Source organism: Aeromonas sp. R4-1, assembly GCF_040908325.1.
GTDB lineage: Bacteria > Pseudomonadota > Gammaproteobacteria > Enterobacterales > Aeromonadaceae > Aeromonas > Aeromonas veronii.
In genome coordinates, this window is record NZ_JBFODM010000009.1 from 1 (window position 1) to 15,307 (window position 15,307).

A 15,307-nucleotide genomic window follows, 5' to 3' on the forward strand; every position below is an offset into this window, starting at 1 on the left:
CGAAGGTGAGCTGATGACTCATGATGAACCCTTTTTCATGGCTCCAGATGACAAACATGATCTCATATCAGGGACTTGTTCGCACCTTCCCTAGCACCGGGCTTTATCGGTGGCTGGATCGCCAATAACGGCAGTTTCTACGGCGCTGACGCAGGTACCGGCTTTATCGGTGCCATCATTGCGGGCCTGCTGGTCGGCTATCTGGTGCGCTGGATTGCCACCCGCCAGTACCACAAGATGGTGCAACCGCTGGTGCCGATCCTGATCGCCCCCATCGTCGGTTCCCTGTTTATCGCTGCGGTATTTATCTTCATCATCGGCGCCCCGATTGCCGACATGATGACTGGCCTCAACGCCATGCTGCTCTCCATGAGCGGTGGCAGTCTGGTGCTGCTGGGTATAGTGCTGGGGGGTATGGCCGGCTTTGATATGGGTGGCCCGGTCAACAAGGTGGCCTTCCTCTTCTCCGTCGGCATGATCGCCTCCGGTCAGACCCAGTTTATGGGTGCCATGGCCTGCGCCATCCCGGCTGCGCCCCTTGGCATGTCGCTGGCGACCGTGCTCGGTCGCAAGCTGGGTATCTTCGATGCTTCTGAAATCGAAGCGGGCAAAGCCGCCGGTGCCATGGGTCTGGTGGGGATCTCCGAAGGGGCGATTCCGTTCGCCGCCCGTGACCCGCTGGCCGTGATCCCGGCCAACATTCTGGGCAGCATGACCGCAGCGGTGATGGCCTTCCTGTTTGGCATCACCAACAGCGTCGCCCACGGTGGCCCCATCGTGGCCCTGCTGGGTGCGGTCAACAAGCCGCTGCTGGCCCTGCTCTGCATGATCTGCGGTGCCATCGTCACCGGCGTGGTGGCGGTTGCCCTGAAAAAACTGCGGGTCAAAAAGAGTGATGAGGTAACTCTGGCCAAGGCGGCCTGAGGCCTCCATCGCCATGTCGTCTCGTAGAGCATAAAAAGAGGTCACCCCACGGGGTGGCCTCTTGTTTTTTGGGATGGCTGACGAGCCGTATTTCCCAAAATCGCCCCCCGAGAAATAGTGGTCGATAAGCACTCTCCCTTCACCTCTCCCCTTGCCTTTCCCTGGCACCCTTCCCAGCCCAGCCCAGCCCAGCCCAGCCCAGCCCAGCACTCACACAGAGCGCCAAACTGGCTGAAATGGCAGCAATCTGGCGTCAGCGGTGTGATGTTTCTCACGCTTTGTCCGCGAAAGCGCAAAAACTAGGAAAATTTCCTAGCCCCACTAGGGATGGCTCTCAAGCCATTTTTTGCCCCTCTTATTAGAGTCACCCCACCTGATGTCGTGACCCGCACCGCGACGGGCAATGTGCCCCGTCATCCCGTGCCGGGCCCGGGTTTATATGGATGGAGCGTCGAGCGCAGCAACGGCTGACAGCCCCGACGTTCCGTTCCCCCTTCCGTGGCGTGACCTCGAACAACCTATCTACAAATGAGGGGCGCGGCGGAAATACCGTCTATCTCGCAGAGGATGAACGAAGATGTTGAAATTGCTCCAACAGGTCCGGGTCCCCACCCTCGACCTGCCGGTCGAAGCCCGGCGCAAGCTCTGGTTCAAGCCGTTTATGCAATCTTATCTGGTTGTATTTATTGGCTATTTGACCATGTATCTGATCCGCAAGAACTTCAACATTGCGCAAAATGACATGATCCAGGAGTACGGTCTCTCCATGACCGAGCTTGGCATGATCGGCCTTGGCTTCTCCATCACCTACGGGGTGGGCAAGACCATCGTCTCCTACTACGCCGATGGCAAGAACACCAAGCAGTTCCTGCCGCTGATGCTGATCCTCTCCGCGCTCTGCATGCTGGGCTTCAGTGCCAGCATGGGCGGCACAGGTTTTAGCCTCTACTTCATGATCTTCTTCTATGCCCTGAGCGGTTTCTTCCAGAGCTGTGGCGGTTCGTGCAGCTACTCCACCATCACCAAGTGGACCCCTCGCAACAAGCGCGGCACCTATCTGGGTATGTGGAACCTCTCCCACAACGTGGGCGGTGCCGGTGCAGCCGGTGTGGCGTTGTTCGGTGCCAACTACCTGTTTGATGGCAACGTGCTCGGCATGTTTATCTTCCCCTCCATCATCGCGCTGATCGTCGGCTTTATCGGCCTGCGCTTTGGTAGCGATTCACCGGAAGCCTATGGCCTGGGCAAGGTGGAAGAGCTGTTTGACGAAGTGGCGAGCGAAGAGGATATCGCGACCGAAGAGCAGCAGCTGACCAAGTGGCAGATCTTCGTGAAGTACGTGTTGCTCAACAAGGTGATCTGGCTGCTCTGCTTTGCCAACATCTTCCTCTACGTGGTGCGTATCGGTATCGACCAGTGGTCCACCGTCTATGCCCACCAGGAGCTGGGCTTCTCCAAAGACGTGGCTATTCAGGGCTTTACCTTCTTCGAAGTGGGCGCACTGGTCGGCACCCTGATGTGGGGTTACCTCTCCGATCTGGCCAATGGCCGTCGTGGTCTGGTTGCCTGCGTGGCGCTGGCACTGATCATCGCCACCCTGGGTCTCTACCAGCATGCGACTACCCAGTTTATGTTCCTGGGCTCCCTGTTCACCCTGGGCTTCTTGGTGTTTGGTCCGCAACTGCTGATCGGCGTCGCCGCCGTGGGCTTCGTCCCCAAGCAGGGCATCAGCGTGGCTGATGGCGTCAAGGGCACCTTTGCCTACCTCATCGGTGACAGCTTCGCCAAACTGGGTCTGGGCATGATCGCCGATGGCACCCCCATCTTCGGTCTGACCGGTTGGACCGGCACCTTCGCGGCGCTGGATATCGCAGCCGCCGCCTGCCTGGTACTGATGGGTTGTGTCGCGGTCGCCGAGGAGCGCAAGATCCGCCGCATCAAGCGCGAACTGAAAGCCGCCGAGCTGGCCGCCCAGACCGCCTGATAGCCATAACAACAGACGCAGATTGTTCAGGGCCACCCACAGGGGTGGCCCTTGTTGTTTGGGAAAATCCCACTCCCGGCTGGCCCATATCAGCCTGTACTGCCGTTCAAGGGACGGGCATATCCCCATCAAGATCCCACTTTTCATATGGACTTTTGGTAAAAGCCCCCCGCTGGCGCTATCTTGTTGCTCCCCCTTGTCAGCATCACAGAGAGCAGATGAAGATCGTCGCCGTCACCGCTTGCCCGACCGGTATTGCCCATACCTATATGGCTGCCGATGCCCTGCAAAAAGCCGCCACTGGGCTGGGACTCAAGATCAAGGTCGAGACACAGGGCGCCATGGGCATGGAGAACATGCTGACCGCCCGCGATATTGCCAGCGCCGACCTGGTGCTGATTGCCTCCGATATTGAGATTGAGCAGAAAGAGCGCTTCCTCGGCTGCACCATCCATCAGGTGAGACTGGAAACCGTGCTGCTGGATGCCAACGCCGTACTCAAGGCCCTGCCGATCCCGGCCTGATGCTGACCCGCGAGATCACCTTCTACTGCCAGCAGGGGTTGAGCATCACCCAGGCCAAGCAGTTAAACCGGCTGGCGGGGATGTTCAAATCCACCATCCGCTGTGCCAACCTCACCCGGCGCCAGACCGTTGCCGCCAGCAACCAGCTCTCCCTGTTGACCCTCGCCACCCAACCCGGCGATCTCTGCCAGTTGCAGATCGAAGGGGGCGATGCCGAGCTCGCCCACATGGCCTTTACCTGCTGGTGCGGGGAGCTGGGTCAACCGCTGGTGCGCCCGCGCACCGCCGCGCTGGCGGAGTTGCGACTGGCCAACGCGCTGCCCGACTACCATTTTGCCCTGCGCCAGCTGGCCCACAGCCCCGAACCGCTGACCAAAGCCGAAGCGCTCGAGCATCTGATCGATCTGCTGCCCACCGAGCTGATCACCGACCGCGCCACACTGACCGCCGCGGTAGAGCGGCGCGAGCAGGTCTCGGCCACCATCATCCGCCCCGGCCTTGCCATGCCCCATGTATTGAGCGAAGGGATCAGCCAGCCAACGCTGACCCTGCTCAATTGCAAGGAGCCCATTGAGTGGGGCTCTCAAATCGGGCCGGTGCAGACCATTATTCTGCTGGCGGTGCCGGTTGGTAGCGGACGGGAGACCCTGCGCCCCCTCACTCGACTGGCGCAGGCGATGATCGACGATGTGGTCAGCCACGCCCTGCTGTTGGCGGGCTCGGCCCCCGCCCGTCAGGCTATCGTCATCGAGAGCCTGCTGAGCTAGGCGAATTGGCTCAGGGCACTGCTTGTTGAAACCCCAGCCATTCATCCAGCCCTCAGCACCCTGTGGTACACTCGCTGCCATCGTCAGTCTGAAGTGTGTATCCGATGAAATCTCCCCGCTCCCGTCTCTCTGTCAGCCGCGCGCCGCGCGATAACGCCCCGCGCACGGCGGCCAAACCAGCCGCACCCCGCCATGCATCCCCCCGCAAACCGGAGCTGGCCCCGGCGGATCGCAAATTGCTCCTGCTGAACAAGCCCTACATGGTGCTCTGCCAGTTCACCGACGAGGCGGGCCGCGAGACTCTCAAGGATTACATCAAAGAGCCCGGCATCTATGCCGCAGGGCGGCTCGATCGCGACAGCGAGGGGCTGCTACTGCTCACCAACGATGGCAAGCTGCAGGCGCGCCTCACCCAGCCGGGGGAGAAGACCCCCAAGACCTACTGGGTGCAGGTGGAAGGGATCCCGAGCGAGGAGAAACTGGCCGCTCTGCGCGCCGGGGTGGAGCTCAATGACGGCATGACCCTGCCTGCCGGGGCCCGCATTATGGATGAACCTGCGGTGTGGCCGCGCAATCCGCCCATTCGCGAGCGCAAGGAGATCCCCACCTGCTGGCTGGAGATCAAGATTATCGAGGGGCGCAACCGGCAGGTGCGGCGGATGACCGCCCATATCGGCCACCCCACCCTGCGCCTTATTCGCTACGCCATCGGCGACTGGACGCTAGATGGTCTGGCACCCGGCGAGAGCCGCAGCCTACCCGCCCCCGAGCTGACGCCGCTCTCCAACAACCGCCCGCGTCCCTCCTCATCCCGTTCAGGCGCTCATACCGCCAAACCGGCAGGGGCGGCACCACGGCGGCCCAGCCAGCCGAGACGGGACGAGCGCCCCCGCAGCACTCACCCAACCGAGCGTTCAACTTCAAACCCGACCAGTGGCAAACCCCGCAGCAGCGGGCGAGGAACGGCACGCCGACCGGCCCGAGCGGGCAATCCCGATAGCAACGACAAGGAGTCATGATGAGCAATCAGGCAGAGCAATCGGCCACCAGCCACGCCCGCATGGAGGCGCGCCTGACGGTCGCCGCCCTGGTGCAGTGGCAGGGGCGCTTTCTGGTGGTGGAAGAGGAGATAAAAGGCCAGCGCCGTTTCAACCAACCCGCCGGCCATGTGGAGCCGGGGGAAAACCTGATTGACGCGGCCTGTCGTGAGCTGAAAGAGGAGACGGGGCTGACCGCCACGCCGACCGCCTGGCTTGGTACCTATCTGTTCAAACCGGCCGACAGCGAGGCCACCTATGTGCGCACCGCCATCATCTTCGACCTTGAAAAAGCGCCGGGTCAGCACCATCCAGAGGATCCTGACGGCGATGTGCTGGCTTGCCACTGGCTCACTCTGGAAGAAATAGCGGAATGCAAACCGGCTCTGAGAAGCCCCTTGGTGTGGCAGTGTATTCAGGATTATCTGGCGGGGACACGGCTGCCACTCTCGGCCCTCAAGGCCTTTATCTGAGGCCATTTGACACTCTTTTTCGGTGACAAAGGCCAACAACAGAAAAACGATTTCCTGCTATCAGGCTCCTGATGGGAACTGCGGCATGGATATGTGACCGGGGGCGCAAAACTCTGGTAGAATACGCCCCGTTTAAACGAACTGGTAACTTCGACTAATGACAGACAACAGCCAAATCAAGGTGATCGTCGGCATGTCCGGCGGCGTGGATTCTTCCGTCTCGGCCTACCTGCTCCAGCAGCAGGGCTATCAGGTCGAAGGCTTGTTCATGAAGAACTGGGAAGAAGACGACACGGACGAGTACTGCTCTGCCGCCCAGGATTTGGCTGATGCCAAGGCCGTCTGCGACAAGCTGGGGATGAAACTCCACACCATCAACTTCGCGGCCGAGTACTGGGACAATGTGTTCGAGCACTTCCTCGAAGAGTACAAGGCGGGCCGCACGCCGAACCCCGATATCCTGTGCAACAAGGAGATCAAGTTCAAGGCGTTCCTCGAATTTGCCGCCGAAGAGCTGGGTGCCACTTATATCGCCACCGGCCACTATGTGCGCCGTGACGACAGCACCGGCCGCCCGCGCCTGCTGCGCGGTCTCGATACCAACAAGGATCAGAGCTACTTCCTCTATACCCTGAGCGAGAAGCAAGTGGGTCAGAGCCTGTTCCCGGTTGGCGATCTGGAGAAGCCGGAGGTGCGCCGCATCGCCGAGCAGCTGGATCTCATCACCGCCAAGAAGAAAGACTCCACCGGCATCTGCTTTATCGGCGAGCGCAAGTTCAAGGACTTCCTGGCCAAGTTCCTGCCCGCCCAGCCCGGTAAGATCGAGACCGTGGATGGCAAGGTGATCGGCGAGCATCAGGGTCTGATGTATCACACCCTGGGCCAGCGCAAGGGGCTCGGTATCGGTGGTCGCAAAGATGCCACCGAAGAGGCCTGGTATGTGGTCGACAAAGAGGTCGAGCGCAACGTGCTGGTGGTGGCGCAGGGCGAACATCCCCGCCTCTACTCCGATGGCCTGATTGCCAGCCAGTTGCACTGGGTGGATCGCACCCCCATTCGCGAGCCGCGTCGCTGCACCGTCAAGACCCGCTACCGTCAGCAGGATATCCCCTGCCTGATCCAGCCCATCGACGACGAGACCATCCGGGTCATCTTCGACGAGAAACAGGCTGCGGTAACCCCGGGCCAGTCCGCCGTCTTCTACGACGGGGAAGTGTGTCTGGGCGGCGGCATCATCGAACAGCGTTTCAGCCATCCGGTTTGAATCCTTAACAGAAGGCAGCAGACGTGAGCGATAAATTCCAAGACAGAACCATGGCCTTTGCCGGCATCTGCCAGGCCGCGTATCTGGTGCAGAAGGTGGCCCGAGACGGCAGCTGTGACGAGGCTGCCCTGCGCGAGAGCCTCTCCAGCATTCTGGTGACCAACCCGAGCCAGCCGCTCGAGGTGTTCAACAACACCCATCTGGCCATTCGCGACGGCTACCGTGCGCTGGTCGAACAGCTGGGTGCCGACGGCAGCCAGAAGAATGCCGAGCTGACCCGCTACGTGGTGAGCCTGATTGCACTGGAGCGCAAGCTGGCCAAGCGCAAGGACATTCTCAATATGCTGGGTGAGCGGATCAGCCAGATTGGCCGCCAGCAACAGCACTTCGATCTGCTCGACGAGCAGATTTTGGCCAACATGGCGAGCATCTACAGCGATCTAATCAGCCCCATCGGGCCACGCATCCAGGTGGCGGGTACCCCGCTGTTCCTGCAGCAACCGCTGGTGCAGCACAAGGTGCGCGCCCTGCTGCTGGCGGGCATTCGTGCCTGCGTGCTGTGGCGTCAGCTCGGTGGCAGCCGCACCCAGATCATCTTCGCTCGCAAGAAGATGGTGGAGCTGGCCAAACGTTACTAATCATCGGCTCGCGCGCGGGCAAGCGAGGTCGACATCAGGGTGAACAGCCGCACATCAGCCTTGATGACAACTCAGCCCCACGCGCGAGTGGATACGGATCCCCCACACAAATCATCAGGAGTTCACCCCATGGAGCTGTCCGCGCTGACTGCTGTTTCCCCGATTGACGGTCGTTATGGCGACAAGGCCGATGCCCTGCGCCCTATCTTCTCCGAATTCGGCCTGCTGCGTTTTCGCGTCGAAGTCGAGGTGCGCTGGTTGCAAAAACTGGCCAGCCACGCCGGGATCCCGGAAGTCCCTGCCCTGAGCGCTGCTGCCAACGCCCTGCTCGACGGCATCGTCAGCAACTTCAACGAGAGTGACGCCGCCCGCATCAAACAGATCGAGCGCACCACCAACCATGATGTGAAAGCGGTGGAGTACTTCCTCAAAGAGAAAGTCGAAGTGAACCCGGAGCTGGCGGCTGTCAGCGAGTTCATCCACTTCGCCTGCACCTCGGAAGACATCAACAACAACTCCCACGGTCTGATGCTGAAAACCGCCCGCGAAGAGGTCATCAAGCCTTATTGCGAAAAGCTGATCAGCGAGCTCAAGCGTCTGGCCCACGAGTACCGTGACATGCCGCTGCTCTCCCGTACCCACGGCCAGCCGGCGACCCCGAGCACCATGGGCAAGGAGATGGCCAACGTCGCCTACCGTCTGGAGCGCCAGTTCAAGCAGATCATGGCGGTGGAGATCCTCGGCAAGATAAACGGCGCAGTCGGCAACTACAACGCCCACATCAGCGCCTATCCGGAAGTGGATTGGCACCAGTTCTCCGAGGAGTTCGTTACCTCCCTGGGCCTGACCTGGAACCCCTACACCACCCAGATCGAGCCACACGACTATATCGCCGAGCTGTTCGACGCCATGGCCCGCTTCAACACCATCCTGATCGACTTCGACCGCGATGTGTGGGGTTACATCTCCCTGGGTCACTTCAAGCAGCGCACCATCGCGGGCGAGATCGGCTCCTCCACCATGCCGCACAAGGTAAACCCCATCGACTTCGAGAACTCCGAAGGCAATCTGGGTCTGGCCAACGCCGTGTTCCAGCATCTGGCGAGCAAGCTGCCCATCTCCCGCTGGCAGCGTGATCTGACCGACTCTACCGTACTGCGCAACCTGGGTGTGGCGGTGGGTTACTCCCTGATTGCCTATCAGGCGACCCTGAAGGGTATCTCCAAGCTGGAAGCCAACGACGCCGCCATGGCCGCCGATCTGGATGCCAACTGGGAAGTGTTGGCCGAGCCGATCCAGACCGTGATGCGCCGCTACGGTATCGAGAAGCCTTACGAGAAGCTCAAGGAGCTGACCCGTGGTCGCCGCGTCGATGCCGAAGGGATGCGTACCTTTATCGACACCCTGGAGCTGCCGGAAGCGGTCAAGGTTGAGCTGAAGAAGCTGACCCCGGCCAACTACATCGGTGACGCCCAGCGTCTGGTTGATCTGCTGAAGTAAGCCAACCTGCAGTGACGAAGGGGCCCTGTGCACGATACGCCACAGGGCCCCTGTTATTTTCCCTGCCACGGCGGGATCCCGAGTGGCTTTTCCCAAGCCTGCTTTGGGCAAAACCTCTTTGCGAGACACGAGAAACAGCATGTACGAACTCAATCTGGATATCGCTCACTTCCTCGAGCACTACTGGCAGAAGCGCCCGCTCCTTATCAAGGGTGGCTTCAAGGACTTTCAGGATCCCATCAGCCCGGACGAGCTGGCGGGTCTGGCCATGGAAGAGGTGGTAGAGTCCCGCCTCGTCACCCGTTTCGACGGCAAGTGGGATGCTGCCCACGGCCCCTTCGAATCCTACGACCATCTGGGCGAAGAGAACTGGACCATTCTGGTACAGGCTTGCAACCACTGGGCTCCCGAGGTGAACGAGCTGGCGGTGCCGTTCCAGTTCATCCCGGGCTGGCGCTTTGACGATGTGATGGTGAGCTTCTCCACCCCCCATGCGGGTGTCGGCCCCCACATCGACAACTACGATGTGTTTATCACCCAGGGTCTGGGCAAACGCCACTGGCGAGTCGGCGATGCCAAGCCGCTCAACGAGTTCGCCGCCCACGCCGCCCTGCTCCACTGCGAGCCGTTCGAGGCGATCATCGACGTCATCATGGAGCCGGGCGACATCCTCTACATTCCACCCGGATTCCCCCACGAAGGCTACGCCATCGAGCCCTCCATGAACTTCTCGGTGGGCTTCCGCGCGCCGGATGCCAAGGCGCTTATCTCCTCCTTTGCCGATCATCTGATCGACAACGAGGTGCGTACCGAGCGTTACGGCGATGCCGATCTCAAGCCCTGTGCCCGTCACGGCGAGATCCAGCCCCACGAGCTGCACCGTCTGCGCGAGCTGATGCAACAGGCCCTCGATGACGAGACCCTGTTCAAGGAGTGGTTCGGCACCATGATCTCCGAGGCCAAGCACGATCTGGATGTCAATCCGGTCGAGCCGGACTACAGCGCCGAGGAGGTAGCCGACCTGCTGACCCAGGGCGAGCCCGCCATCAAGGTGCCGGGTCTGCGCACCGTCTGGTTTAGCGGCGAGAGCCAGCAGTGCTTCATCGACGGCGAAGCCTGGACGCTGCAGAGCGAAGACGCGGCAGCCATTTCGCTCCTGTGCGACAAGGACATCATCACTCAGGCCGATATGGTGGAGCTGGCCGATCAGGCAGGTTTCCTGCAACTGCTGACCCGTCTGGTCAACCGCGGTTACTGGTTCTTCAACTGATCCGGCGGTAACTGAAGGATAAAAAGGCGCCTTATGGCGCCTTTTTGTCACTCAGATGCGGTTCAATTAACAATCGATGCGCGAAGCTGAACCTACTCTTGATGAACCGACAAGTGGTGATTTATTGAGCTAACATGGATGAGTATCATGCGTCCGTCCCTGTTCACAAGAGAAGCGCCACCATGCAAATCACCTCCCGGCCCATGCCGCTGCCCGATTACGGCAAATATCCCTCCTCTCCGGCTGTCACGCCCGAACAGGTCAATCAGGCCCGTAACGAAGCGCTGATCAAGAAGGATGAATTACAGGCACAGAGCGAAGAGAAAGCAACGGCTCGCAGAACCCTGGCTGTCTCTTATACGGCTAACCAGCAAGATAAAGCCGTGGTGGAGCGCTACCTGGAAGCCAGCGGTCAGGAGAGCGACAGCAAGTCGGGCCCAAGCACGGCTGATATGTATCAGGCAGCGAATCGCTACCAGCGCCAGCAGAATCTGAGCGACTACATGCAATTCCAGCAGAGCCCGCTCGCCCAGCAGATGGGTGACATGGTGGGCGAAGATAATCGCAAGGGCACCCAGCTCGATATCATTACCTGAGCCAATTTGCTCGAATAAGCCCGGCCGGGACCAATACAAGATGAAAAAGCCCTCGATGAGGGCTTTTTCGTTATAGCTTGTCGCTGCGACGTCTCGCTATGAATGGGACTCTTCTGCCTGCGCATCCGGCAGCTCGTCGGGGAGTTCATCAAACAGGGGGTGATAGAGCACCTCACCCTGCACACCCGCAAAACCGCGCTCCTGTAGCTCCATCGCCATAAAGCAGTCGGCAGGCACCTCATAGATGCAGTGGAGGCCAAACTCTCTAGCCGGGCGGAAACCGAAACGGCTGTAATAGGCCGGATCCCCGAGTACTACCACCCCTTTCCAGTCCATCTCGAGCGCCGTATCAAGCCCTTCACGGATGAGATCAGAGCCAATCCCCTGGCCTTGCCAGTCGGGATGAACCGCAACCGGCGCCAGACCAAGCCAGGGCCCTTCCATGCCGTTAATGGTGATCGGGCTTAGCATCAGGTGCCCCATGAACTCGTACTCTTCCTCTTCGACCATGGTCACTACGGCAGCACCACATTCGCGCAGGCGGTTGACCAGTTCGGCCTCATCGGAACGACCGAAGGCGGCACTCAGCAGCTCATAGACCGGCAGCATGTCACCGGGGCGCTCGGTTCTCAACATCAGGTATTACTCCTCGTACAGCAGAGCGGGCATTATTCCACACAACGGCTGGTCATTCTGAGTACCTTTGTCCAAAAATGGGAGGGTGCACTCAGGAAAACGAGCGGCAAACTGCTGCTGCAAGGCGGTTAGCGTAGCCGGGGTGACCCTGTTCATCGCCTCACGGTAGGCAAACCAGAGGGCAGGAGCCTCCCGCGCCAACCGATCAAAGGTCAGTTCGGGCGTTTGATGCCAACAGCCATCCAGCTCATCGACCAGCTCCGGCAGCTCCACCAGCAGCCGTAACTGCTGATAGCGTATCTGCGAAGAGTCACTCTGATCGCCCAGCGCCTGCGCCATCAATTGGTTGAACCAGTGGAGCCGTGATGCGCGCTCCTCGCGGCTGAGCAGCGCTGGCCCCTGCCGCTGCAGCGCGGCCAGTTGCAGCAGCCACGCCAGCCCCTGTTCATCCCTGTCTTTCAGCAAGACGCCGCCAAGATGGGACAACTGCTCCGGTTCGGCCTGCTCCAGCAGATCGACGGGATAACAGTGCAGCGCCAGCAACCTCTCAAGATGCGGCGGGCAGCGCAGAAAACAGGGCTTCTCCCCCGCGCCCCTCTCATCCACAAAGAACGAGATAGCCAGCTTGCCGTTGGTACTCTGCCGATTGGTCGTTGCGGGATCACACAGGATCACTACGGCGATCCGCTCATCCGCCAGCCAATGATCAATCTCATCAAGTAAAGGGGCTGGCAAGGAGAGGGGGCGATCCAGCCGCCAGTAGCTCACCTCGCACGGCTGGCGACCACTGATATGGCGCCGCCCGCGATAGTGCATCCCCAGTTTTGCCATCACCCGGCCGGAGGCTAAATTGTCTGGCATATGGCGAGCCGTCAGCGCAGGCAGTTGCAGTTGGTCAAAGGCGAACCCCTTGACCAAGCTGGCGGCCCGGGTCGCCAGACCGCGATTTTGCCAGGGCACGCCCACCCACCAGGCGAGTTCGCCATTCCAGTGCAGGGAGATCACCCCTAGCAACGCCGCACCTTGTTCCTCTAGCAAGGTGATGGCCCAGCTCCAGCCAAGGCCAAGCGCCGCCTTGCGCCAGCTGAGCGCCAGCCAGTCGCGGGCCCCCTCCGGCGGATAGGGGTGAGGAATATTAAGGGTGTAGCGCGCCAGCGCCTCGTCGCTGCAGTAGCGCACTATCTCGCGCTCATCGTCGGCCTGCAGTTGTCGCAATACGACACCTGATAGCGAATGCCCCTCAGCCAGGGTCGGCACCGTCACGCGGCGCGCCAGCAGGCGATTGAGCACGGCGCCCAAATCGGCCTCGGGGGTGAGCGGCAGATCGGCCCCCACAGGGCCAAGGGTGAGCAGTCCCTGCTCCCTGGCGAGGGTCAGCAGCGAGGTGGAGGCGCTGATCAGGACTTGGCGGCTGGGATCAACATGAAAATCCGCCAGCAGATCCCCATCGAGCCAGGCAGCCAGCAGGGCTCCCGGGCAGAGCACCCCGTCTGGAGGGCTGCTCGCCCAGGGTGCATCGGTTTGATCGAGGGCGGCCGCCGCCTCTTTGCCCAGCAGCAGCTGCCAGCGATGACCTTGCTGCTGCCAGTGCAGCAACAGCGCAGCCCACTGCGGTTGCCACAGACTGGCCTCGATCAGCAGTTCCATCAGCTGGCCTGACAGGCCGCTGGCAGCGTCAGGTGACGGGGATGGGCTTCGATACGGGCGATCCAGCTACGGATAGCGGGCCACCCCTGCAGGGAGAAGATCCCCTCCTCTGCCACGTGGGTGTAGGCATAAAGGGCGATATCGGCGATGGTAGGCGCATCACCGCACAGATAGGGGCTCTGTTTCAGCTGCTGCTCCATTACCGCCAGCGCCTTCTCGCCACCGGCTTTCAGCCCGTCGAGACGCGCCTCCTGGGACTCGGGACGGCCGAGATAGTGAACGATAAAGCGGGCCACCGCGATGTAGGGCTCATGGCTGTACTGCTCAAAGAACATCCATTTGAGCACCTCGGCCTGCTGGCGCGGATCGGTTGGCCACAAGGCACTGCCTTGCCCCAGATAGAAGAGGATGGCGTTGGATTCCGCCAGCATGTCGCCTTGGCCAATCTCCAGCAACGGGATCTTGCCGTTGGGGTTCATGGCCAGAAATGCGGGGGTACGGGTATCCCCCGCCTGAATATCCACCTCTACCCACTCAAGGGGCAGATCCAGCCAGCGGGCCAGCAGCCACACCTTGTAGCAGTTGCCGGAACGCAGATCACCATACAGACGCATACACACTCCTTGTGAAAACAGATTCGAATAGCGCGCTCAGGGAGCCAGACGCTCGATATGCCAGCCATCCCCGTCGCGGGTGTAGTAGAAGCGGTCGTGCAGCCGGTGCTCGCCCCCCTGCCAGAACTCCACCGTCTCGATCACCACCCGGAATCCGCCCCAGAAGCTCGGCAGCGGCACTTCGCCATTGGCAAACTTCTGCTTGAGCTCGAGGAACTTGGCCTCCAGCACGCCGCGGGCCGATATGCGGGTCGACTGCTTGGAGACCCAGGCTGCGATCTGGCTATCCTTGGGACGGCTGTGGAAATACTTCATCACCTCGAAAGTGCTCATCTTCTCCACCCGACCGGTCACATGCACCTGACGGTCGAGCGTATGCCAGGGAAAGAGCAGGCTGATACGGGGATTGCCTTCCAGCTGCTGCGCCTTGCGGCTGCCCATGTTGGTGTAGAACACCATCCCCTGGGCGTCGTAGTGCTTGAGCAGCACGGTGCGCTGCCAGGGCTGACCATCGGCATCCACCGTCGCTACCACCATGGCGGTAGGATCGGTCAGTTTGGCCTCACAAGCCTGCGCCAACCACTTCTCGAACAGCGCCAGCGGCTCGGCCGGCAGATCGGCCCGGTGCAGCCCGCCACGGGTATACTCACGGCGCAGATCAGCAACATCCATCATCTTGATTTTCCTTCAAATAAATAATGGTTCCACGACCATCAAGAGAGTGACGCAGGCATTGTGCGCTCGATAAAGCGACCTTGTAAACTATACAAAAAAAGCGAAGAGGCTAACGCCTCTTCGCTTGGCTAATCAATTTACCAAAGATGGGTAATCTCACCCTTGGGTTATCTGGTTTAGTAGCTCATGATCTCACGACGACGCAGCAGCGCAGCGATACCAAGGCCCAGCAGAGCGAACAGACCGGTCGAACCGCCGCCACCGCCGCCGCCATTGCTTTCCGGCTGGGGAGCCGGTGTATCACTGCTCTTGGTCGCCAGTTTTGGCGTAATGGCATAGAAGATATTGTCGCTACAGGCCAGCTTGAGGCGAACAGCGCTGCCAGTATTGGCCGGAATGGTCACCTCATGGGCGCCATTGTTGTTCACGCCATTGACCAGCGGCTGCCAACTCTTGCCTTCATCGTTGCTATAACTGATATCGACCCGCTGACAGTTGATGCGGCCACCGTCGGTTCCAGCTACTTGCCAGTTCACTGTGGTCGGGCTGCCAACCAGAATACGCTGGTCAGGGGCTGGCAATATCTTGAAGGTTTGTGAACCTGTATCGACCACTTCGACCGAGGTCTCATCATAGGCACCACCGCCTTTTCCATCACGGGCCCTCAGAGATCCCCTCATTTTTAGAGACTCAAATAATTCCAAGTGTGCGGGAATATAAGCGGTGTTGCTTCAGGTAGTAGATAAATTTATCCATCA

15 protein-coding genes and 1 pseudogene are annotated in these 15,307 nt (G+C 60.5%); 11 read left to right on the forward strand and 5 right to left on the reverse strand.

The annotated features are described in order from the left end of the window. Positions 1 to 84 precede the first annotated feature (84 nt). From AB5Y90_RS00955 to AB5Y90_RS01005, 11 genes and pseudogenes are all read left to right on the forward strand, one after another. Positions 85 to 924 (forward strand): annotated as a pseudogene (locus tag AB5Y90_RS00955) (PTS fructose transporter subunit IIC); the annotation flags it as partial. 577 nt (positions 925 to 1,501) lie between these two features. Beyond that, on the forward strand, positions 1,502 to 2,908 hold the full coding sequence (gene uhpT / locus AB5Y90_RS00960) for a hexose-6-phosphate:phosphate antiporter (RefSeq protein ID WP_005353611.1): 1,407 nt from the start codon (positions 1,502 to 1,504) through the stop codon (positions 2,906 to 2,908). A gap of 218 nt (positions 2,909 to 3,126) precedes the next feature. Further along, the gene (locus AB5Y90_RS00965) at positions 3,127 to 3,432 is read left to right on the forward strand and encodes a PTS fructose transporter subunit IIB (RefSeq protein ID WP_005334611.1); all 306 of its coding nucleotides are present in this window, start codon (positions 3,127 to 3,129) and stop codon (positions 3,430 to 3,432) included. Further along, entirely contained in the window at positions 3,432 to 4,199 is a 768-nt protein-coding gene (locus tag AB5Y90_RS00970; RefSeq protein WP_307896410.1) for a PTS sugar transporter subunit IIA, read from the forward strand. The genes AB5Y90_RS00965 and AB5Y90_RS00970 overlap by 1 nt, the downstream gene beginning before the upstream one ends. Before the next feature lie 104 nt (positions 4,200 to 4,303). Next, positions 4,304 to 5,218, forward strand: a complete 915-nt coding sequence (rluE, locus tag AB5Y90_RS00975) for a 23S rRNA pseudouridine(2457) synthase RluE (protein ID WP_307896409.1) — start codon at positions 4,304 to 4,306, stop codon at positions 5,216 to 5,218. After that, entirely contained in the window at positions 5,218 to 5,709 is a 492-nt protein-coding gene (locus AB5Y90_RS00980; RefSeq protein WP_184233388.1) for an NUDIX hydrolase, read from the forward strand. Before rluE ends, AB5Y90_RS00980 begins: the two co-directional genes overlap by 1 nt. 157 nt (positions 5,710 to 5,866) lie before the next feature. After that, the gene (gene mnmA, locus AB5Y90_RS00985) at positions 5,867 to 6,973 is read left to right on the forward strand and encodes a tRNA 2-thiouridine(34) synthase MnmA (RefSeq protein ID WP_005353619.1); all 1,107 of its coding nucleotides are present in this window, start codon (positions 5,867 to 5,869) and stop codon (positions 6,971 to 6,973) included. Positions 6,974 to 6,996: 23 nt separating this feature from the next. Continuing rightward, entirely contained in the window at positions 6,997 to 7,611 is a 615-nt protein-coding gene (gene hflD / locus AB5Y90_RS00990) for a high frequency lysogenization protein HflD (RefSeq protein WP_005334622.1), read from the forward strand. A gap of 129 nt (positions 7,612 to 7,740) precedes the next feature. Next, positions 7,741 to 9,111 (forward strand): adenylosuccinate lyase, encoded by a 1,371-nt coding sequence (gene purB, locus AB5Y90_RS00995; protein ID WP_279624236.1) that lies wholly within the window; start codon positions 7,741 to 7,743, stop codon positions 9,109 to 9,111. A 139-nt stretch (positions 9,112 to 9,250) separates the two neighbouring features. Further along, complete coding sequence (locus tag AB5Y90_RS01000; RefSeq protein ID WP_307896408.1) at positions 9,251 to 10,381, forward strand: cupin domain-containing protein; 1,131 nt, start codon at positions 9,251 to 9,253, stop codon at positions 10,379 to 10,381. Positions 10,382 to 10,563: 182 nt separating this feature from the next. Continuing rightward, positions 10,564 to 10,977, forward strand: a complete 414-nt coding sequence (locus AB5Y90_RS01005; protein WP_307896407.1) for a hypothetical protein — start codon at positions 10,564 to 10,566, stop codon at positions 10,975 to 10,977. A 96-nt stretch (positions 10,978 to 11,073) separates the two neighbouring features. On the opposite strand, the gene AB5Y90_RS01010 is transcribed toward AB5Y90_RS01005, so the two are convergent. The 5 genes from AB5Y90_RS01010 to AB5Y90_RS01030 form a co-directional block, all read right to left on the reverse strand. Then, positions 11,074 to 11,613 (reverse strand): GNAT family N-acetyltransferase, encoded by a 540-nt coding sequence (locus AB5Y90_RS01010; RefSeq protein WP_263085805.1) that lies wholly within the window; start codon positions 11,611 to 11,613, stop codon positions 11,074 to 11,076. A gap of 6 nt (positions 11,614 to 11,619) precedes the next feature. Next, complete coding sequence (locus AB5Y90_RS01015) at positions 11,620 to 13,260, reverse strand: GNAT family N-acetyltransferase (protein ID WP_307896405.1); 1,641 nt, start codon at positions 13,258 to 13,260, stop codon at positions 11,620 to 11,622. Beyond that, positions 13,260 to 13,874: a glutathione S-transferase family protein gene (locus AB5Y90_RS01020; protein WP_182963512.1), complete on the reverse strand. Its 615-nt coding sequence runs from the start codon at positions 13,872 to 13,874 to the stop codon at positions 13,260 to 13,262. The genes AB5Y90_RS01015 and AB5Y90_RS01020 overlap by 1 nt, the downstream gene beginning before the upstream one ends. Before the next feature lie 36 nt (positions 13,875 to 13,910). Continuing rightward, on the reverse strand, positions 13,911 to 14,549 hold the full coding sequence (gene pdxH, locus AB5Y90_RS01025; protein WP_019444749.1) for a pyridoxamine 5'-phosphate oxidase: 639 nt from the start codon (positions 14,547 to 14,549) through the stop codon (positions 13,911 to 13,913). A gap of 176 nt (positions 14,550 to 14,725) precedes the next feature. Continuing rightward, positions 14,726 to 15,229, reverse strand: coding sequence for a GlyGly-CTERM sorting domain-containing protein (locus AB5Y90_RS01030; RefSeq protein WP_307896404.1), 504 nt, complete (start codon positions 15,227 to 15,229; stop codon positions 14,726 to 14,728). Between the last annotated feature and the right edge of the window lie 78 nt (positions 15,230 to 15,307).